16 protein-coding genes and 1 tRNA gene are annotated in these 18,513 nt (G+C 55.7%); 16 read left to right on the top strand and 1 reads right to left on the bottom strand.

Features of this window, described 5'->3' with window-relative positions; translation table 11 throughout:
* Positions 1-21: 21 nt before the first annotated feature.
* The 7 genes from rpmI (at position 22) to EA797_RS05110 (ending at position 4,978) form a co-directional block, all read left to right on the top strand.
* Complete coding sequence (gene rpmI, locus EA797_RS05140; RefSeq protein WP_046162144.1) at positions 22-216, top strand: 50S ribosomal protein L35; 195 nt, start codon at positions 22-24, stop codon at positions 214-216.
* A gap of 27 nt (positions 217-243) precedes the next feature.
* Positions 244-600 (top strand): 50S ribosomal protein L20, encoded by a 357-nt coding sequence (gene rplT / locus EA797_RS05135; protein ID WP_019339387.1) that lies wholly within the window; start codon positions 244-246, stop codon positions 598-600.
* 162 nt (positions 601-762) lie between these two features.
* The gene (gene pheS, locus EA797_RS05130; protein ID WP_122164070.1) at positions 763-1,767 is read left to right on the top strand and encodes a phenylalanine--tRNA ligase subunit alpha; all 1,005 of its coding nucleotides are present in this window, start codon (positions 763-765) and stop codon (positions 1,765-1,767) included.
* A 33-nt stretch (positions 1,768-1,800) separates the two neighbouring features.
* Complete coding sequence (gene pheT, locus EA797_RS05125; RefSeq protein WP_122164069.1) at positions 1,801-4,179, top strand: phenylalanine--tRNA ligase subunit beta; 2,379 nt, start codon at positions 1,801-1,803, stop codon at positions 4,177-4,179.
* Between the two features lie 3 nt (positions 4,180-4,182).
* Complete coding sequence (gene ihfA, locus EA797_RS05120) at positions 4,183-4,485, top strand: integration host factor subunit alpha (protein WP_011913482.1); 303 nt, start codon at positions 4,183-4,185, stop codon at positions 4,483-4,485.
* Positions 4,466-4,822 carry a MerR family transcriptional regulator gene (locus EA797_RS05115; RefSeq protein ID WP_122164068.1) on the top strand — a complete coding sequence of 119 codons (357 nt, stop codon included), beginning with the start codon at positions 4,466-4,468 and terminating at the stop codon, positions 4,820-4,822. Before ihfA ends, EA797_RS05115 begins: the two co-directional genes overlap by 20 nt.
* Positions 4,823-4,901: 79 nt before the next feature.
* Positions 4,902-4,978, top strand: a tRNA-Pro gene (locus EA797_RS05110).
* A gap of 385 nt (positions 4,979-5,363) precedes the next feature.
* On the opposite strand, the gene gltA is transcribed toward EA797_RS05110, so the two are convergent.
* Positions 5,364-6,635 carry a citrate synthase gene (gene gltA / locus EA797_RS05105; protein WP_122164067.1) on the bottom strand — a complete coding sequence of 424 codons (1,272 nt, stop codon included), beginning with the start codon at positions 6,633-6,635 and terminating at the stop codon, positions 5,364-5,366.
* A gap of 363 nt (positions 6,636-6,998) precedes the next feature.
* Between gltA and sdhC the strand changes: the two genes are divergently transcribed.
* From sdhC to sucD, 9 genes are all read left to right on the top strand, one after another.
* The gene (sdhC, locus tag EA797_RS05100; protein ID WP_122164066.1) at positions 6,999-7,373 is read left to right on the top strand and encodes a succinate dehydrogenase, cytochrome b556 subunit; all 375 of its coding nucleotides are present in this window, start codon (positions 6,999-7,001) and stop codon (positions 7,371-7,373) included.
* The gene (gene sdhD / locus EA797_RS05095; RefSeq protein WP_122164065.1) at positions 7,367-7,735 is read left to right on the top strand and encodes a succinate dehydrogenase, hydrophobic membrane anchor protein; all 369 of its coding nucleotides are present in this window, start codon (positions 7,367-7,369) and stop codon (positions 7,733-7,735) included. Before sdhC ends, sdhD begins: the two co-directional genes overlap by 7 nt.
* A 3-nt stretch (positions 7,736-7,738) precedes the next feature.
* Positions 7,739-9,511 (top strand): succinate dehydrogenase flavoprotein subunit, encoded by a 1,773-nt coding sequence (sdhA, locus tag EA797_RS05090; RefSeq protein ID WP_122164064.1) that lies wholly within the window; start codon positions 7,739-7,741, stop codon positions 9,509-9,511.
* 10 nt (positions 9,512-9,521) lie between these two features.
* A complete protein-coding gene (locus tag EA797_RS05085; RefSeq protein ID WP_122164063.1) occupies positions 9,522-10,226 on the top strand; it encodes a succinate dehydrogenase iron-sulfur subunit in 705 nt (234 codons plus the stop codon).
* A 284-nt stretch (positions 10,227-10,510) separates the two neighbouring features.
* The gene (locus tag EA797_RS05080) at positions 10,511-13,342 is read left to right on the top strand and encodes a 2-oxoglutarate dehydrogenase E1 component (RefSeq protein WP_122164062.1); all 2,832 of its coding nucleotides are present in this window, start codon (positions 10,511-10,513) and stop codon (positions 13,340-13,342) included.
* Between the two features lie 68 nt (positions 13,343-13,410).
* Positions 13,411-14,646, top strand: a complete 1,236-nt coding sequence (odhB, locus tag EA797_RS05075; protein WP_122164061.1) for a 2-oxoglutarate dehydrogenase complex dihydrolipoyllysine-residue succinyltransferase — start codon at positions 13,411-13,413, stop codon at positions 14,644-14,646.
* A 93-nt stretch (positions 14,647-14,739) separates the two neighbouring features.
* Entirely contained in the window at positions 14,740-16,176 is a 1,437-nt protein-coding gene (gene lpdA / locus EA797_RS05070; protein ID WP_122164060.1) for a dihydrolipoyl dehydrogenase, read from the top strand.
* A gap of 175 nt (positions 16,177-16,351) precedes the next feature.
* Positions 16,352-17,518 carry an ADP-forming succinate--CoA ligase subunit beta gene (gene sucC, locus EA797_RS05065; protein ID WP_122164059.1) on the top strand — a complete coding sequence of 389 codons (1,167 nt, stop codon included), beginning with the start codon at positions 16,352-16,354 and terminating at the stop codon, positions 17,516-17,518.
* Positions 17,518-18,405: a succinate--CoA ligase subunit alpha gene (gene sucD / locus EA797_RS05060; protein WP_122164058.1), complete on the top strand. Its 888-nt coding sequence runs from the start codon at positions 17,518-17,520 to the stop codon at positions 18,403-18,405. The genes sucC and sucD overlap by 1 nt, the downstream gene beginning before the upstream one ends.
* Positions 18,406-18,513: the final 108 nt, after the last annotated feature.

The raw sequence follows: 18,513 nt of genomic DNA, 5'->3' as shown, positions 1-18,513 counted from the left end.
CCACAATGTGGAGTACCGAACATGCCAAAGATGAAGACTAAAAGTGGCGCTGCGAAGCGCTTCAAAAAGACGGCAAATGGCTACAAGCACAAACACGCTTTCAAGAGCCACATCCTGACCAAAATGTCTACCAAGCGTAAGCGTCAGCTGCGTGGTACATCTCTGATGCACCCGTCTGATAAAGCAAAAGTAGAGCGGATGCTGCGCGTTCGTTAATTCGGTCAAGACTCAGAGGAATAACTCATGGCTCGTGTTAAGCGTGGCGTCGTCGCTCGTCGCCGTCACAAGAAAATTCTCAAACTCGCTAAAGGCTACTACGGCGCTCGTTCGCGCGTGTTCCGTGTTGCCAAGCAGGCGGTAATCAAGGCTGGCCAATATGCCTACCGTGACCGCCGTCAGCGGAAGCGTCAGTTCCGCGCTCTGTGGATTGCTCGTATCAACGCCGGTGCTCGTGTAAATGGTCTGTCCTACAGCCGTTTCATTGCTGGTCTGAAAAAAGCAGCCATCGAGATCGACCGCAAGGTCCTTGCCGAATTGGCAGTGAATGAAAAAGCAGCCTTTGCTGCAATTGTCGAAAAAGCCAAAGCTTCTCTGGCCTAAGCCCATCGACAGTCGAATCTTCGGATTCGTAGCGTTACCGATAGGGGAAGAGCCTAGTGCTCTTCCCCTATTTCGTATCTGAAGGGGCATTTGCAAAAATGCAGCCGGCCGTAGGCTCAACTATGCCGGGTGCGGTTCTGCAAGAACCTCTGGAGGTTGTACATGGAAAACCTGGATGCATTGGTCTCGCAAGCGCTCGAGGCAGTGCAACATAGTCAAGATATCAATGCCCTGGAGCATATCCGTGTCCAGTATCTGGGTAAAAAGGGCGAGCTAACGCTTCTTATGCAGACACTTGGGAAGCTCTCTGCTGAAGAGCGACCTAAAGCTGGCGCTTTGATTAACGCAGCCAAAGGCCAGGTTCAAGAAGCGTTGAGTTTCAAGAAGTCTGGTCTGGAGAAGGCCGCATTGACCGCCAAACTAGCGGCTGAGCGGATCGATATAACTCTGCCTGGGCGTGGCGAGGCTTCGGGTGGTCTGCATCCTCTTACCCGCACATTGGAACGCATTGAGCAAATCTTCTCGCATATCGGTTATACCGTCGCCGAAGGCCCTGAAGTCGAAGACGACTATCACAACTTCGAAGCACTCAACATCCCCGGCCACCACCCCGCTCGGGCGATGCATGATACGTTCTACTTCAATGCCAACATGTTGCTTCGCACCCACACTTCGCCAGTGCAGGTGCGCACGATGGAATCAACTCAACCGCCCATTCGTATCATTTGCCCCGGGCGTGTTTATCGCTGCGACTCGGATCAGACCCATTCGCCAATGTTTCATCAGGTAGAAGGGTTATTGATCGACGAAGGAATCAGCTTCGCCGACCTCAAGGGTACGATCGAACAGTTCCTGCGTGCCTTTTTTGAAGCGGATCTCGAGGTGCGCTTCCGTCCCTCGTTCTTCCCGTTCACCGAGCCGTCCGCCGAGGTCGACATTCGCCGTGTGGTTCGTAAGGGCGATCAGGAGTCTCAGTCCTGGCTCGAAGTTTTAGGCTGTGGAATGGTTCATCCGGATGTGTTGCGAATGTCAGGTATTGACCCCGAACGCTATCAGGGGTTTGCGTTTGGTATGGGGGCCGAACGACTGACAATGCTGCGTTACGGGGTCAATGACCTGCGCATCTTCTTCGATAACGACCTGCGCTTTCTTGAGCAGTTTCGCTAACCGCAGATCGCCAAACACGTTTAGGAGAGCAGGATGAAATTCAGTGAACAGTGGCTGCGGACCTGGGTCAATCCGCAGGTATCCCATGCCGAGCTGGTTGCTCGGCTTTCGATGGTCGGCCTCGAAGTAGATGGTGTAGAGGCGGTTGCCGGGCAGTTCAGCGGTGTCGTGGTAGGAGAAGTGCTCAGCACCGAGCAACACCCTGATGCCGATAAACTGCGTGTTTGCCAGGTCAGCAATGGCAGTGAGACATTTCAGGTGGTCTGCGGCGCGCCAAATGTGCGTCCCGGCTTGAAGATTCCCTTCGCCATGATTGGGGCAGTGCTGCCTGGCGATTTCAAGATCAAAAAGGCGAAGCTGCGCGGAGTCGAGTCAAACGGAATGCTCTGCTCTGCTTCGGAGCTGCAAATATCTGAAGACAATAGCGGGCTAATGGAACTCGCAGCCGAGACTTTGGTTGGCGCCGATATCCGCGCTGCATTGAATCTCGACGATGCCAGCATCGAAATTGGTCTCACCCCCAATCGGGGCGATTGCCTATCAATTGCTGGGCTCGCTCGCGAGGTGGGTGCAATCTATGGCGCTCCGGTTACGCCGGTTGAGGTTGTGTCAGTTGATATTGTCCATCAGTACACCTTGCCCGTAGAGGTGCTCGCGCAGGCGGCGTGCCCCCGTTATCTGGGCCGCGTCATTCGTAATGTCGATCCATCCCGGTCAGCTCCGACATGGATGGTAGAACGTCTTCGCCGGTCTGGCATTCGCTCAATCGATGCCATCGTAGATATCACCAACTACGTAATGCTCGAGCTTGGCCAACCATTGCATGCTTTCGATCTCGCTGAGATCAATACCGGTATCAGGGTCCGCATGGCCGAAGAGGGCGAGTCCCTGGTTTTGCTAGATGGCCAAACTGTCAAGCTGCGTCCCGACACGCTGGTCATTGCTGATCATCAGCGAGCGCTGGCAATTGCAGGTGTGATGGGCGGTGAGCACAGCGGTGTCAGTGCCGATACCCGGGATATCTTTCTCGAATGTGCATATTTCGACAGCGTCGCTCTGGCCGGAAAGGCGCGTTCATATGGCCTGCACACCGATGCTTCGCATCGTTATGAGCGTGGTGTGGATCCTGACCTGACCCGTAAAGCCATGGAGCGGGCTACGTCGCTGTTGCTTGAAATCGTTGGCGGTGAGGCGGGCCCAATCAGCGAAGTTTTAGATAAGCAGTCATTGCCGCTGGCTGTCCCGATAATATTGCGTAGTGAGCGGATCAATCAGATGCTTGGCCTCGAACTCGCCAGTGAGCAAGTTGAGAAAATGCTGAGCCCGTTGGGTTTGAACCTTGTTGCAGAGGGCGAGGGCGTATGGCGTGTCGATGTTCCAAGCCACCGTTTCGATATTTCGATAGAGGTTGACCTAATCGAAGAGATCGGGCGTCTTTATGGCTACGATCGTTTACCCGTTCGCTACCCGCAGGCTCGCCTTGCACCGGTGGCTACGCCTGAAGGGCGGGTCACCATTCCCGCTCTTCGTCGGTTGCTGGTGTCTCGTGGCTACCAGGAGGCGATCACCTACAGCTTTATTGATCCAAAACTATTTGAGCTTTTCACTCCTGATACAAAGCCACTGATGCTCGCTAATCCAATCTCGGTAGAAATGAGTGCGATGCGCGCTACATTGTGGCCTGGGCTTGTAACGGCGCTGCAGTACAACCTGAACCGCCAGCAAGCACGCGTTCGTCTGTTTGAGAGTGGTCTGCGGTTCGTCGGACAGCTCGACGACCTCAAACAAGAAGCCATGTTGGCCGGCGTTGTTACTGGCGCTCGCTTCGGCGAAGCCTGGAGTAACGGCCGGGACGCGGTGGATTTTTATGACGTGAAAGCCGACGTGGAAGCATTGCTGAACACATCAGGTGGTGAGCAGTCGTTCAGCTTTGTCAGTGGTGAGCACAGCGCCCTGCATCCAGGACAATGCGCACGCATTGAGCGAGAAGGGCGCCTGGTTGGTTATGTTGGAAGCCTGCATCCGCAACTCGCTGCCAGCCTTGGCATCGACCAGTCGGTGTATCTCTTCGAGCTTTTGCTCTCCGAGATCACTGAAGGGCGATTGCCACGCTTCGTTGACTTGTCGCGATTCCCCGAGGTACGCCGAGACCTGGCGATACTGGTTTCTAAAGACGTTCCAGCTGCCGCACTACTTGCAAGCATTCGAGAAGCTGCAGGCGATAATCTGACAGACCTCAAGCTATTTGATGTATATGAGGGTAAAGGCATTGATCCGCTTAGCAAAAGTGTGGCAGTCGGCTTGACCTGGCAACACCCTTCGCGCACTCTAAATGACGATGAGGTGAGTGATGCGATGCAGGCAGTCCTTATCTCCCTGGAAGAAAGGTTCAACGCCACGTTAAGGAAATAGCGTATGGGGGCTCTGACGAAAGCTGAAATGGCCGAACGTCTTTATGAAGAGCTAGGCTTGAATAAGCGTGAGGCCAAAGAACTGGTCGAGCTGTTTTTCGAGGAAATACGCCAAGCGCTCGAGCATAACGAACAGGTGAAGTTGTCAGGTTTTGGCAACTTCGATCTGCGCGATAAGCGTCAGCGTCCTGGACGAAATCCGAAAACCGGTGAGGAAATCCCGATTACAGCGCGTCGCGTCGTGACTTTCCGGCCAGGGCAAAAACTGAAAGCCAGAGTCGAAGCATATGCTGGAACCAAGCCATAACGATGAGTTGCCGACAATACCTGGTAAGCGCTATTTCACGATCGGTGAAGTGAGCGAGCTTTGCGCAGTCAAACCTCACGTGCTGCGCTATTGGGAGCAGGAATTTCCGCAGTTGAATCCAGTGAAGCGTCGTGGAAATCGACGTTACTATCAGCGCCAGGATGTGCTGATGATTCGGCAGATTCGCTCGCTGCTGTATGAGCAGGGATTTACTATCGGCGGTGCTCGTCAGCGCATGTCCGGAGATGAGGCGCGAGACGATACTACTCAATACAAGCAACTTATCAGGCAGATGATTACCGAGCTTGAAGATGTACTCCATGTACTCAAAAATTGAGATGGATAAATAAAAATCTTCCATATATCAGTCGCTTATTGTATGATTCTCTCGCTTTCAGCAATGCTGAAGGTTGTGTCGGGGCGTAGCGCAGCCTGGTAGCGCACTTGCATGGGGTGCAAGGGGTCGAGTGTTCGAATCACTCCGTCCCGACCAATTTTTACGGAGGGCCGCAGCGAAAGCTGCGGCCTTTTTCGTTTCGCGAAAGAATTGTGTTCTTGAGTTTGTTTAGCCGATCGTCGAGCGTGATTTCGTTTATTCATAGGCGATACTAGGCGTTTTCTTGTTTACGCTGCGGCGCTTGTGCGGCTGTCGTCGGAAAAAATTCGAGCTTGCCTAATTTTGGGTGTCGTTTTTTTGAGCTGAGAGTTCGGCCGGTTACTTGCATTCGGTGAGCCGGAAGGCGGTGCTATGTCATTGGCCTTCGGGGTGGGGCTTTTTCACGCTGATAGCGTGAGGGTCTGCGTTTCAATCGGTGAAGGCTGCAATAAAAAAGGCTGCGCAACGGCAGCCTTTCTTGTTTTGCTTGGTACTACATTCCTCAGCGATTGAGGTCGCGCTGCGGGTGGCCGGTGTAGAGCTGGCGTGGACGACCAATCTTCTGGCCCATCGCGATCATTTCCTTCCAGTGGGAAATCCAGCCTACTGTACGAGCCAGTGCGAATATCACAGTGAACATGCTCGTCGGGATTCCAATAGCTTTAAGGATGATCCCAGAATAGAAGTCGACGTTGGGGTAGAGGTTGCGTTCAGCAAAGTAGGGATCGTTTAGCGCGATCTCTTCAAGCTTCATTGCCAATTCCAGTTGTGGGTCATTGATGCCCAGCTCACCCAGTACTTCGTCGCAGGTCTGTTTCATGACCTTAGCTCGCGGGTCGAAGTTTTTGTAAACGCGGTGACCGAAGCCCATCAGTTTGAACGGATCGTTCTTGTCCTTGGCTTTTTCCAAGAACTTCTCGATGTTCGACACGTCCCCGATTTCGTCGAGCATGGTCAGCACCGCTTCGTTGGCGCCCCCGTGGGCGGGGCCCCAAAGTGCGGCAATGCCGGCAGCAATACAGGCAAAGGGATTGGCACCCGTCGAGCCGGCGAGGCGGACGGTCGAAGTAGAGGCGTTCTGTTCGTGGTCCGCATGCAGGATGAAGATGCGGTCCATTGCCTTGGCAAGAACTGGGCTGATCGGCTTAACCTCACATGGTGTGTTGAACATCATGTGAAGGAAGTTTTCGGCGTAGTTCAGGTCGTTGCGCGGATACATCATCGGCTGACCCATGGAGTACTTGTACACCATCGCTGCCAGGGTTGGCATCTTCGCGACCAGGCGAACTGCCGAGATTTCGCGGTGATGCGGATCGTTGATGTCCAGTGAGTCGTGATAGAACGCCGAAAGGGCTCCAACCACGCCGCACATGATCGCCATCGGATGCGCGTCGCGGCGGAATCCGTTCAAAAATGACTTAAGCTGCTCGTGAACCATCGTGTGGTTCTTTACGGTACTGATGAACTTTGCCTTTTCCTCAGCAGTTGGCAGCTCACCGTTCAATAGCAGATAGCAGGTTTCCAGATAGTCAGCTTTTTCGGCTAGCTGTTCGATCGGGTAGCCGCGATGCAGCAGAATACCTTTGTCACCATCGATGTAGGTGATCTTGGACTCGCAAGAGGCGGTGGACATGAAACCGGGATCGAAGGTGAAGCGACCCGTGGAGGTCAAACCTCGTACGTCAATTACGTCGGGCCCTACGGTGCCGGATAGAACGGGCAGTTCGATGGCGTCTGCGCCTTCGATGATCAACTGCGCTTTGTTGTCAGCCATGTATGGCCTCCTGTTTTATGCTTGGAATCATCATGGCCCCCCACGCAGGGCCCGCATCACTATAGTGAGATAAATCACAAAGTCAATTTGAGCGAGCCGCCAGTCGTAGAGGGGGTTTTGGGGTGAATTAGCAACACAGAAGCGTCTATTTACGCCAATTGGAAAACGTGGCGCCATCCGCCTTTAGTGGCACTTCACCACATTGTCATTAGCGACCTAACTGTTTATACTCGGCGACCGACCGGCAGGGGCCTTACAGGCAGTTTCCTGTGGGTTGTCACTCGTGGGTGGCGGGTACCGCTGCGTGCTCATCCCAACAACTTTGCCCTGCGTTTTGGGGGCTCTCAAGTGTGATAGAAAGCCGTGAAAAGCCAACGACCTGTAAACCTAGATCTTAGGACAATAAAACTTCCAATCACCGCTTACACCTCAATCCTTCATCGCATTTCCGGGGTGATTCTGTTTGTGGGTGTGGCCATTCTGCTGCTTGCGCTTGATAAGTCGCTGTCTTCTGCTGAGGGTTTCGACGAGGTCAGGGCATACATCGGCAGTCCATTGGCGAAGCTTGTGATCTGGGGGCTGCTGTCTGCGCTGCTGTATCACCTCGTGGCCGGTGTGCGTCACCTGGTCATGGACACTGGGCATGGCGAGACGCTGGAAGGCGGTAAGCTTGGCTCGAAAATCGTTCTGGCCTTGTCGGTCGTGCTGATCGTTCTGGCGGGAGTATGGATATGGTAACCAACGTCACCAACTTTTCCCGCTCGGGTCTTTATGACTGGATGGCGCAGCGTGTGTCGGCTGTGGTGCTTGCGGCCTATTTCCTGTTCTTGATCGGATACCTGATTGCTAATCCGGGCCTTGATTATGCTCAGTGGCACGGGCTGTTCTCGACCAACTGGATGCGCATCTTCAGTTTGCTGGCGCTCGTTGCGCTCAGTGTTCATGCATGGGTTGGTATGTGGACAATATCCACTGACTACCTGACCAACATGGCCATTGGTAAGTGGGCGACCGGCGTGCGTTTTTTGTTCCAGGCAGTGTGTGGCATCGCCATGTTCACTTTCTTCGTCTGGGGCGTGCAGATTCTTTGGGGTATCTGATCCATGGCTAGCATTCGTACTCTTTCTTATGACGCCATCATCATCGGTGGCGGCGGCGCGGGCATGCGCGCTGCACTGCAGTTGGCCCAGGGTGGGCATAAAACTGCGGTAGTGACCAAGGTTTTCCCGACTCGCTCCCATACAGTATCTGCCCAGGGTGGTATCACCTGCGCTATCGCGTCAGCGGACCCTAATGATGATTGGCGCTGGCACATGTACGACACCGTCAAGGGCTCCGACTACATTGGCGATCAGGATGCCATCGAGTACATGTGCTCCGTAGGTCCGGAAGCTGTATTCGAGCTGGAGCATATGGGGCTTCCGTTCTCTCGTACCGAGCAGGGTCGTATCTACCAGCGTCCCTTCGGTGGTCAGTCGAAGGATTACGGCAAGGGTGGGCAGGCGGCTCGCACATGTGCCGCTGCTGACCGCACTGGGCACGCGCTGCTGCATACGCTTTATCAGGCCAATCTGAAGGCCGGTACCTCCTTTCTGAACGAGTGGTACGGTGTTGATCTGGTAAAGAATCAGGATGGCGTCATCGTTGGCATCATCGCCATCTGCATCGAGAACGGCGAAACCGTATACATCCGCTCCAAAGCTGTTGTGTTGGCAACCGGTGGCGCTGGCCGCATTTACGCTTCGACTACCAACGCGCTGATCAACACCGGCGACGGCATTGGCATGGCACTTCGTGCTGGCGTTCCTGTGCAAGACATTGAAATGTGGCAGTTCCACCCGACCGGTATCGCCGGCGCTGGCGTGCTGGTGACCGAAGGTTGTCGCGGCGAAGGTGGCTACCTGATCAACAAGCATGGTGAGCGCTTCATGGAGCGCTACGCTCCCAACGCGAAGGATCTGGCCGGGCGTGACGTTGTTGCACGGTCAATGGTCAAGGAAATCCTGGCGGGCAACGGTTGTGGTCCAGATGGCGATCACGTAATGCTCAAGCTTGATCACCTTGGCGAAGAAGTGCTGCATAGCCGTCTGCCAGGTATCTGTGAGCTGTCGAAGACCTTCGCGCACGTTGACCCGGTTACCGCTCCTGTTCCTGTCGTACCGACTTGCCACTACATGATGGGTGGTATCGCTACCAATATTCATGGTCAGGCAATGACCCAGGACGCTAACGGTAACGACCAGATCATCGAAGGGCTGTTCGCAGTCGGTGAAGTTGCATGCGTTTCAGTGCATGGCGCTAACCGTCTCGGCGGTAACTCTCTGCTCGATCTGGTGGTGTTCGGTCGTGCTGCTGGGCTGCACCTGGAGAAGGCTCTTAAGGAAGGCATCGAGCACCGTGGTGCTACCGAAGCTGATCTGGACGTTGCGTTGGGTCGCCTGGCTAGCCTGAATGAGCGCACTACCGGTGAAGATGTCGCTTCGCTGCGTAAAGAATTGCAAAGCTGCATGCAGAACTACTTTGGTGTATTCCGTACTGGTGAATACATGCAGAAGGGTATCGCTCAGCTGGCCGATTTGCGTCAGCGCATCGCGAACGTCAATATTTCCGACAAGAGTCAGGCGTTCAACACTGCCCGTATCGAAGCATTGGAGCTTCAGAATCTGCTCGAGGTGGCTGAAGCGACTGCAATCGCTGCCGAGAACCGCAAAGAGTCCCGCGGTGCCCATGCCCGCGAAGACTTCGAAGAGCGCGATGATGAAAACTGGTTGTGCCACACCCTGTATTTCCCAGGTGAGAAGCGCGTTGCCAAGCGTGCAGTGAACTTCTCTCCGAAGACAGTTCCGACTTTCGAACCCAAGGTCCGGACTTACTGAGGTCGTCGATATGTTGCAAGTGAGTGTTTATCGCTACAACCCGGATAAAGACGAAAAGCCCTACATGCAGGACTTTCAGGTCAACACCGACGGTAAAGATCTGATGGTGCTGGACGTTCTCGCTCTGATCAAGGAGCAGGACGAAGGCTTCTCCTATCGTCGCTCTTGCCGTGAAGGGGTTTGTGGCTCCGACGGCATGAATCTGAACGGTAAGAATGGTCTGGCTTGCATTACGCCGCTATCGTCGGTCGTTACTGGGAACAAGCTGGTGGTGCGTCCGCTGCCGGGTCTTCCAGTGATTCGTGACTTGGCAGTGGATATGAGCATCTTCTACAAGCAGTACGAGAAGGTTCGCCCTTATCTGATGAACGATACGCCTGCTCCGGCTATCGAACGTCTACAAAGCCCGGAAGACCGCGAGAAGCTTGATGGTCTGTATGAGTGCATTCTCTGCGCCTGCTGCTCGACTAGCTGCCCGTCCTTCTGGTGGAACCCTGACAAGTTTCTCGGTCCCGCTGCGTTGCTTCAGGCCTACCGCTTCCTGGCCGACAGCCGCGATACTGAGACTGAGAACCGTCTGTCTGCGCTGGATGACCCATTTAGCGTATTCCGCTGCCGCGGGATCATGAACTGCGTGAGTGTTTGCCCGAAAGGGTTGAATCCGACCAAGGCGATTGGTCACGTGCGGAACATGCTGCTGCAAAGCGCAACTTGATGTACATGGGGGCTGGTGGTCGTTACCTGACCCCGGCCCTTAAAGTTTCACCGCAACACCTGCGGCGCTGGGTTTGACCCAGCGCCGTAGTCTTAGTAGGAATCTCGGCTTACAAGGCTTGGATTCACTCTGAAATTTTGAAGACCAGCAGGAGCATCCGGGGTGGTTCTCGGAAACTATCTGCGCGGTCCGTGGTGGCTTTACCTGGGTCGCTGCTTCAGAACTTGGGAAGTCATGCTGCGGTCTCCACGCTGGTGGTGTCTCCTTATCGAAGGTGACCAGACATGCAAGAAAGCGTAATGCAGCGCATGTGGGACAGTGCCCACCTATCCGGTGGTAACGCTGCCTATGTGGAAGAGCTTTATGAGCTCTACCTGCACGATCCCAACGCTGTGCCCGAAGAGTGGCGCACCTACTTCCAGAAGTTGCCAGTCAGCGGCAGTTCTGCGGCCGATGTTTCGCACTCAACCATTCGTGATCACTTTGTGTTGCTGGCGAAAAACCAGCGCCGTGCTCAGCCTGTTTCCGCGGGTAGCGTCAGCAGCGAGCACGAGAAGAAGCAGGTCGAAGTTCTGCGTCTGATCCAGGCTTACCGGATGCGCGGCCATCAAGCCGCTCAGCTCGACCCTCTTGGTTTGCAGCAGCGTCCCGCCCCGGCTGATCTGTCGATCAACAACTATGGCTTGACCAACGCAGACCTGGATACGGTTTTCCGTACTGGCGACCTTGCGATGGGCAAGGACCAAGCTACGTTGCGGGAAATCCACGAAGCGCTACAAGAGACCTACTGCCGCACCATCGGGGCAGAGTTCACGCACATCGTGGATTCGGATCAGCGAAACTGGTTTATCCAGCGGCTGGAAAGCGTACGGGGACGCCCTGCATTTTCTCAGGAAATCAAAAGCCACCTCCTTGAGCGCCTCACTGCTGCAGAGGGCCTCGAGAAGTACCTGGGCACCAAATACCCTGGCACCAAGCGCTTTGGACTTGAAGGCGGCGAGAGCCTGATTCCTTTGCTGGACGAAATCATTCAGCGCTCTGGCTCTTACGGCACCAAGGAAATTGTTATCGGCATGGCCCACCGTGGCCGTCTCAACGTGCTGGTCAACACTTTCGGAAAGAACCCACGCGATCTTTTCGACGAGTTCGAAGGCAAGAAAGTCGAAGGGCTCAGCTCCGGTGACGTGAAGTATCACCAAGGCTTTTCGTCGAACGTGATGACTCCAGGCGGTGAGATCCACTTGGCGATGGCGTTCAATCCGTCTCACCTCGAAATCGTTTCCCCTGTTGTCGAAGGCTCGGTTCGGGCTCGCCAGGATCGCCGTTCCGATGCTGTCGGCGACAAGGTACTACCGGTCACCATCCATGGTGATGCGGCCGTAGCGGGTCAGGGTGTGGTCATGGAAACCTTCCAGATGTCCCAGACTCGTGCCTATCGCACAGGTGGCACTATCCGGATCGTGATCAACAACCAGGTCGGCTTCACTACCAACAAGCAGGAAGATGCGCGCTCTACTGAATACGCAACCGACGTTGCAAAAATGATTCAGGCGCCAATCTTCCATGTGAACGCGGACGATCCTGAAGCCGTTCTGTTCGTTACCCAGCTGGCTGTCGATTACCGCATGCAGTTCAAGCGCGATATCGTGATTGACCTGATCTGCTACCGCCGTCGCGGTCACAACGAGGCGGACGAGCCAAGCGGCACTCAGCCGTTGATGTATCAGAAAATCGCGAAGCAGCGCACGACTCGCGAGCTTTACGCTGACGCCTTGACTCAATCCAGCGTGCTGGATAATGACAGTGTCCAGGCCAAGGTCGACGAGTACCGTACGGCGTTGGACAATGGTCTGCACGTTGTAAAGAGCTTGGTTAAGGAGCCCAACAAAGAACTGTTCGTTGATTGGCGTCCATACCTGGGTCACGCCTGGACAGCTCGCTACGACACCCGCTTCGATCTCAAGGCCCTGCAAGAGCTTTCCAACAAAATGTTGGTTGTTCCAGAGGGTTTTGTCGTTCAGCGTCAGGTCGCCAAGATTCTTGAAGACCGCCAGAAGATGGGAGCGGGCGCACTCGCTATCAATTGGGGTTACGCAGAAACGCTAGCCTATGCAACGTTGCTGTTTGAAGGTCATCCGGTACGCATCAGTGGTCAGGATGTTGGCCGAGGCACTTTCTCGCACCGTCACGCCGCGCTGCACAACCAGAAAGATGGCAGTACGTATATCCCGCTGCAGCACCTGTACGAAGGCCAACCCCGCTTCGACCTTTACGATTCCTTCCTTTCCGAGGAAGCCGTGCTCGCGTTCGAGTATGGCTATGCCACGACCATGCCGAATGCATTGGTTGTCTGGGAGGCTCAGTTCGGTGACTTCGCCAACGGCGCTCAGGTGGTGATCGACCAGTTCATCACCAGTGGTGAGCATAAGTGGGGCCGCTTGTGCGGTCTGACGATGTTGCTCCCCCATGGCTATGAAGGACAGGGGCCGGAGCATTCGTCAGCGCGGTTGGAGCGCTACCTGCAGCTTTGCGCAGAGCACAACATCCAAGTCTGCGTACCGACCACGCCTGCTCAGGTCTACCACATGCTGCGCCGCCAGGCGATTCGCCCATTGCGCAAGCCGCTGGTAGCCCTTACGCCGAAGTCGTTGCTGCGTCACAAGTTGGCCACGTCCACGCTTGAAGAGCTGACCCAGGGCTCGTTCCTGACAGTGATTCCGGAAATTGATCAGATCGAACCGAGCAAGGTCGAACGCGTGATCATGTGCAGCGGCAAGGTCTATTACGATCTGCTGGACAAGCGTCGTAACGAAGGTCGTGAGGATATTGCAATCGTGCGTCTGGAACAGCTGTATCCGTTCCCGGAAGACGATCTTGCTGAGGTGCTCGCGCCTTACCAGAACCTCAAGAGTATCGTCTGGTGTCAGGAAGAACCGATGAACCAAGGCGCTTGGTACTGCAGCCAGCATCACATGCGTCGCGTTGCTGTTGCGCATAAGAAGGAGCTCTTCCTGCAATACGCGGGTCGTGAAGCCTCTGCTGCACCGGCGGTTGGTTACGCCTCTATGCATGCTGAACAGCAGGAAAAACTCCTGCACGACGCCTTCACCGTTTAATCATTCTTGCAAGAGGCCGCGATTACCGCGGCCTCGATGTAAAACCCGAATCAATAGGACCCCAGCTAATGGCTATCGAGATCAAAGCCCCCCAATTTCCGGAATCGGTTGCTGACGGCACCGTTGCCACTTGGCACAAGCAGCCAGGCGATGCGGTCAAGCGTGATGAACTGATTGTCGACATCGAAACCGACAAAGTTGTGATGGAAGTACTGGCCGAGGCCGACGGTGTACTGACCGAAATCGCCAAGAACGAAGGCGACACCGTTCTCAGTGGTGAGCTGCTTGGCAAGCTAGATGCGGGCGCTACTGCATCTGCCGCTCCCGCTCCTGCTGCTGCTGCTCCTGCAGAGTCTGCGGCGCCCGCTGCTGCGCCTGCTTCTGCTACCACCGCTGGCGGAGACGACGCTATTCTCGCTCCGGCTGCTCGCAAGCTGGCCGAAGAGAATGGCATCGACCCAAATAGCGTCAAGGGTACCGGCAAAGACGGGCGTGTAACCAAGGAAGATCTGGTTGCTGCCATCGAAGCCAAGAAGTCCGCTCCTGCAGCCGCCAAGCCTGCCGCCAGCGCTGCATCGGCTCCTGTTTCCGCTGCCGGTGATCGCACCGAGAAGCGCGTTCCGATGACCCGTCTGCGGGCCAAGGTTGCCGAGCGCCTTGTTGAAGCACAGTCGAACATGGCCATGCTGACTACCTTCAACGAGGTGGACATGACCGAGGTCATGGCACTTCGTTCGAAGTACAAGGATCTGTTCGAAAAAACTCACAATGGCGTGCGCCTGGGCTTCATGTCGTTCTTCGTCAAGGCCTCGGTCGAAGCGCTGAAGCGGTTCCCAGCGGTCAACGCATCGATCGATGGTACCGACATCGTCTACCACGGTTACCAGGACATCGGCGTTGCGGTTTCAAGTGACCGTGGTCTGGTCGTGCCGGTACTTCGTAATGCCGAGCTGATGAGCCTCGCAGAAGTCGAGAACGGTATCGCCACCTTTGGCAAAAAAGCTCGCGACGGCAAGCTGTCCATCGACGAGATGACTGGCGGTACGTTCACCATCACTAACGGTGGTACGTTCGGTTCGATGATGTCCACGCCTATCGTCAACCCGCCGCAAGCCGCCATTCTCGGCATGCACAACATTCTGCAGCGTCCAATGGCCGTTAATGGGCAGGTCGTCATCCGTCCGATGATGTACCTCGCATTGTCTTACGATCATCGTCTGATCGACGGTAAGGAAGCAGTGAGCTTCCTGGTGACCATCAAGAACCTGCTGGAAGATCCGGCTCGTCTGCTGCTGGACATCTAACAAGCATCACGGGCTGCAGTTGGCAGGCTAGGCAATCGCTGGGCCTGCTGCCTGTGGCCTTTGATTTTTAAGCTGCACTCAAGAGGATTCGTTATGAGCCAGAAATTCGACGTTGTCGTGATTGGCGCCGGCCCCGGCGGCTATGTTGCAGCTATTCGCGCTGCGCAACTGGGGCTGAAGACTGCCTGTATCGAGAAATATCAGGGCAAAGAAGGTAAGACCGCACTCGGCGGTACCTGCCTGAACGTCGGGTGCATTCCCTCCAAGGCGCTGTTGGACAGCTCTTACAAGTTCCATGAAGCCCACGAGAGCTTCAAGGTTCACGGAATTAGCACTGGCGAAGTGGCCATGGACGTTCCGACCATGGTGGCCCGTAAGGACCAGATCGTTAAGAATCTCACTGGTGGCGTTGCCGGCCTGATGAAGGCCAATGGTGTGACCATTTTCGAAGGCCACGGCAAGCTGCTGAGCGGCAAGCAGGTCGAAGTCACCGGTCTGGACGGCAACACTCAGGTGCTCGGTGCTGAAAATGTGATTCTGGCCTCCGGATCCAAGCCGGTCGACATTCCACCTGCGCCGGTTGACCAGAACATCATCGTTGACTCCACTGGCGCTCTGGAATTCCAGAGTGTTCCAGCCAAGTTGGGCGTCATCGGTGCCGGCGTCATTGGTCTGGAGCTCGGTTCGGTATGGGCACGTCTCGGTGCCGAGGTGACCGTTCTCGAAGCCATGGACAAATTCCTGCCAGCCGCTGATGAGCAGATTTCCAAGGAAGCTTTCAAGGTCCTGAGCAAGCAGGGCCTAAAGATTCTTCTGGGCGCGCGGGTGACTGGCTCTCAGGTCAATGGTGACCAGGTTACCGTCAACTTCACTAACGCCGAAGGTGAGCAGCAGCAGACGTTCGACAAGCTGATCGTTGCGGTCGGGCGTCGCCCCGTTACTACCGATCTGCTGGCCGCCGACGCCGGGGTAGACATGGATGAGCGTGGTTTCATCTTCGTCGATGACTACTGCGCGACGAGTGTCCCGGGTGTATACGCCATTGGCGACGTGGTACGTGGAGCAATGCTTGCGCACAAAGCCTCGGAAGAGGGCGTTATGGTCGCCGAGCGCATTGCCGGTCACAAGTCGCAGATGAACTACGACCTGGTGCCTTCGGTCATCTACACCCATCCGGAAATCGCGTGGGTTGGTAAGACCGAGCAGGCTTTGAAAGGCGAGGGCGTCGAGATCAACGTCGGTACCTTCCCCTTTGCGGCCAGTGGTCGCGCCATGGCTGCGAACGACACAGCGGGTCTGGTCAAAGTAATCGCTGATGCCAAGACTGACCGTGTACTGGGTGTTCACGTAATGGGGCCGGCCGCTGCGGAGCTGGTTCAGCAAGGAGCGATCGGGATGGAGTTCGGGACCAGCGCTGAAGACCTCGGCATGATGGTCTTCTCGCATCCAACCATGTCTGAGGCGCTGCATGAAGCTGCCTTGGCTGTAAATGGCCACGCCATTCACATCGCCAACCGCAAAAAGCGCTGATAGCGCGGTAGCGAGCGGCGGCTTGCCCCGGCCCTTAGCGGACCGGGACAAGCCGCCGAATACCTTCTAGCAAGGTATGACAGGTCTCTGAAAGGTATTTTCGATAGTTTTCAGCGACTTGAGGTGACGCCGCAGTTGCGGCGTCTGATGCACATCAAACCGAACGGTAGCTAAGATGAATCTTCACGAATATCAGGGTAAGCAACTGTTTGCCGAGTACGGATTGCCGGTTTCCAAAGGCTATGCCGTCGATAGCCCTAAAGAAGCAGCAGAAGCCTGCGACCGAATTGGTGGCACCGAGTGGGTGGTCAAGGCCCAGGTGCATGCTGGCGGGCGCGGCAAGGCAGGCGGCGTCAAGCTGGTACGCAGCAAAGACGAAGCCCGCGCGTTCGCTGAGCAGTGGCTGGACAAGCGTCTGGTGACTTACCAGACCGATGCCAACGGCCAGCCGGTAAGCCGGATCCTCGTTGAAGCCTGCACGGACATCGAGAAAGAGCTTTACCTGGGCGCTGTGGTGGATCGTGCGACGCGTCGAGTGGTGTTCATGGCGTCCACCGAGGGTGGCGTAGACATCGAAAAAGTTGCGCATGACACTCCTGAAAAAATCCTCAAAGCGACAATCGACCCATTGGTGGGCGCTCAGCCGTTCCAAGGGCGCGAGCTTGCCTTCAAACTTGGCCTCAAGGGTGATCAGGTCAAGCAGTTCGTCCATATCTTCGTCGGTTTGGCCAAGCTGTTCGTCGATTACGATCTGGCCCTGCTCGAAGTCAATCCGCTTGTCATCAAAAAAGACGGCAATCTTCATTGCCTGGATGCCAAGTTGAACATCGACAGCAACGCAATCTATCGTCAGCCCAAGCTGCGCGGAATGCAGGACCCGTCTCAGGACGATCCACGCGAAGCGCACGCTGCCAAGTGGGAACTCAACTACGTTGCGCTCGACGGCAACATCGGTTGCATGGTGAATGGTGCAGGCCTGGCCATGGGCACGATGGACATCGTCAATCTGCACGGCGGCAAGCCGGCCAACTTCCTCGACGTAGGTGGTGGCGCGACTGAAGAGCGTGTGACCGAAGCGTTCAAGATCATCCTCTCGGATGAGAACGTGGCTGCCGTTCTGGTTAATATCTTCGGCGGCATCGTCCGTTGCGACATGATTGCCGAAGGCATCATAGGCGCGGTGAAGGAAGTAGGCGTAAAGGTCCCGGTAGTCGTTCGCCTTGAAGGTAACAATGCCGAGCTCGGCGCGAAGATGCTGGGTGAAAGTGGTCTGAACATCATCGGTGCGACCAGCCTGACCGATGCGGCCATTCAAGTCGTCAAAGCCGCGGAGGGCAAGTAATGAGCGTCCTGATCAACAAAGACACTAAAGTCATCTGCCAGGGCTTCACCGGCTCGCAAGGCACATTCCACTCCGAACAGGCCATCGAGTACGGCACCAAGATGGTTGGTGGCGTCACCCCAGGTAAGGGCGGCACCACTCACCTTGGCCTGCCGGTATTCAACACGGTCAAGGAAGCTGTCGAAGCGACAGGTGCTGACGCCTCTGTGATCTACGTTCCAGCGCCATTCTGCAAGGACTCCATCCTCGAGGCGGTATTCGGCGGCATCAAGCTGATCGTATGCATCACCGAAGGCATTCCCACCCTCGATATGCTGGAAGTGAAGATCAAGTGTGATGAGATGGGCGTCCGCCTGATCGGGCCTAACTGCCCGGGTGTAATCACGCCCGGCGAGTGCAAGATCGGCATTCAGCCTGGCCACATCCACATGCCTGGCAAGGTTGGCATCGTATCCCGTTCGGGTACATTGACCTATGAAGCGGTCAAGCAGACCACGGATGCGGGTTTCGGACAGTCCACCTGTGTCGGCATTGGCGGCGATCCCATTCCAGGCTCGACTTTCATCGATATCCTCAAGCTGTTCCAGGAAGATCCCCAGACCGAAGCGATCGTCATGATTGGTGAGATCGGCGGATCTGCTGAGGAAGAAGCCGCGGCGTACATCAAGGCGAACGTCACTAAGCCGGTGGTCTCCTATATCGCGGGCGTGACTGCTCCGGCTGGTAAGCGCATGGGCCATGCTGGAGCGATCATCTCCGGTGGCAAGGGTACTGCTGATGAGAAGTTTGCGGCACTGCAGGACGCTGGCGTAAAAACCGTGCGTTCCCTGGCTGATATCGGCAAAGCACTCGCCGAAGTGACGGGCTGGGCACCTAAGCAGGGCTGATCCGCTCCTGCTACACCCGATGCCAGTCAGGTTCCTGACTGGCATTTTTGTTTGTGGCCGCTTCCTGAACTGAACAGCCTGTATATTTCGGTCTGTTTTGCCCGCATT

This window comes from Stutzerimonas zhaodongensis (genome assembly GCF_003696365.1).
Classification (GTDB): domain Bacteria; phylum Pseudomonadota; class Gammaproteobacteria; order Pseudomonadales; family Pseudomonadaceae; genus Stutzerimonas; species Stutzerimonas zhaodongensis.
The sequence above is the reverse complement of the archived record's forward strand: the minus strand, read 5'-3'. Positions and strand labels throughout refer to the sequence as shown.

Coding starts and splice junctions, on each gene's coding strand:
- EA797_RS05085 (WP_122164063.1), top strand. CDS start 9,522: ATGTTGCAAGTGAGTGTTTATCGCTACAACCCGGATAAAGACGAAAAG.
- odhB (WP_122164061.1), top strand. CDS start 13,411: ATGGCTATCGAGATCAAAGCCCCCCAATTTCCGGAATCGGTTGCTGAC.
- rplT (WP_019339387.1), top strand. CDS start 244: ATGGCTCGTGTTAAGCGTGGCGTCGTCGCTCGTCGCCGTCACAAGAAA.
- EA797_RS05080 (WP_122164062.1), top strand. CDS start 10,511: ATGCAAGAAAGCGTAATGCAGCGCATGTGGGACAGTGCCCACCTATCC.
- sucD (WP_122164058.1), top strand. CDS start 17,518: ATGAGCGTCCTGATCAACAAAGACACTAAAGTCATCTGCCAGGGCTTC.
- pheT (WP_122164069.1), top strand. CDS start 1,801: ATGAAATTCAGTGAACAGTGGCTGCGGACCTGGGTCAATCCGCAGGTA.
- lpdA (WP_122164060.1), top strand. CDS start 14,740: ATGAGCCAGAAATTCGACGTTGTCGTGATTGGCGCCGGCCCCGGCGGC.
- pheS (WP_122164070.1), top strand. CDS start 763: ATGGAAAACCTGGATGCATTGGTCTCGCAAGCGCTCGAGGCAGTGCAA.
- sdhA (WP_122164064.1), top strand. CDS start 7,739: ATGGCTAGCATTCGTACTCTTTCTTATGACGCCATCATCATCGGTGGC.
- EA797_RS05115 (WP_122164068.1), top strand. CDS start 4,466: ATGCTGGAACCAAGCCATAACGATGAGTTGCCGACAATACCTGGTAAG.
- sdhD (WP_122164065.1), top strand. CDS start 7,367: ATGGTAACCAACGTCACCAACTTTTCCCGCTCGGGTCTTTATGACTGG.
- rpmI (WP_046162144.1), top strand. CDS start 22: ATGCCAAAGATGAAGACTAAAAGTGGCGCTGCGAAGCGCTTCAAAAAG.
- gltA (WP_122164067.1), bottom strand. CDS start 6,635: ATGGCTGACAACAAAGCGCAGTTGATCATCGAAGGCGCAGACGCCATC.
- ihfA (WP_011913482.1), top strand. CDS start 4,183: ATGGGGGCTCTGACGAAAGCTGAAATGGCCGAACGTCTTTATGAAGAG.
- sucC (WP_122164059.1), top strand. CDS start 16,352: ATGAATCTTCACGAATATCAGGGTAAGCAACTGTTTGCCGAGTACGGA.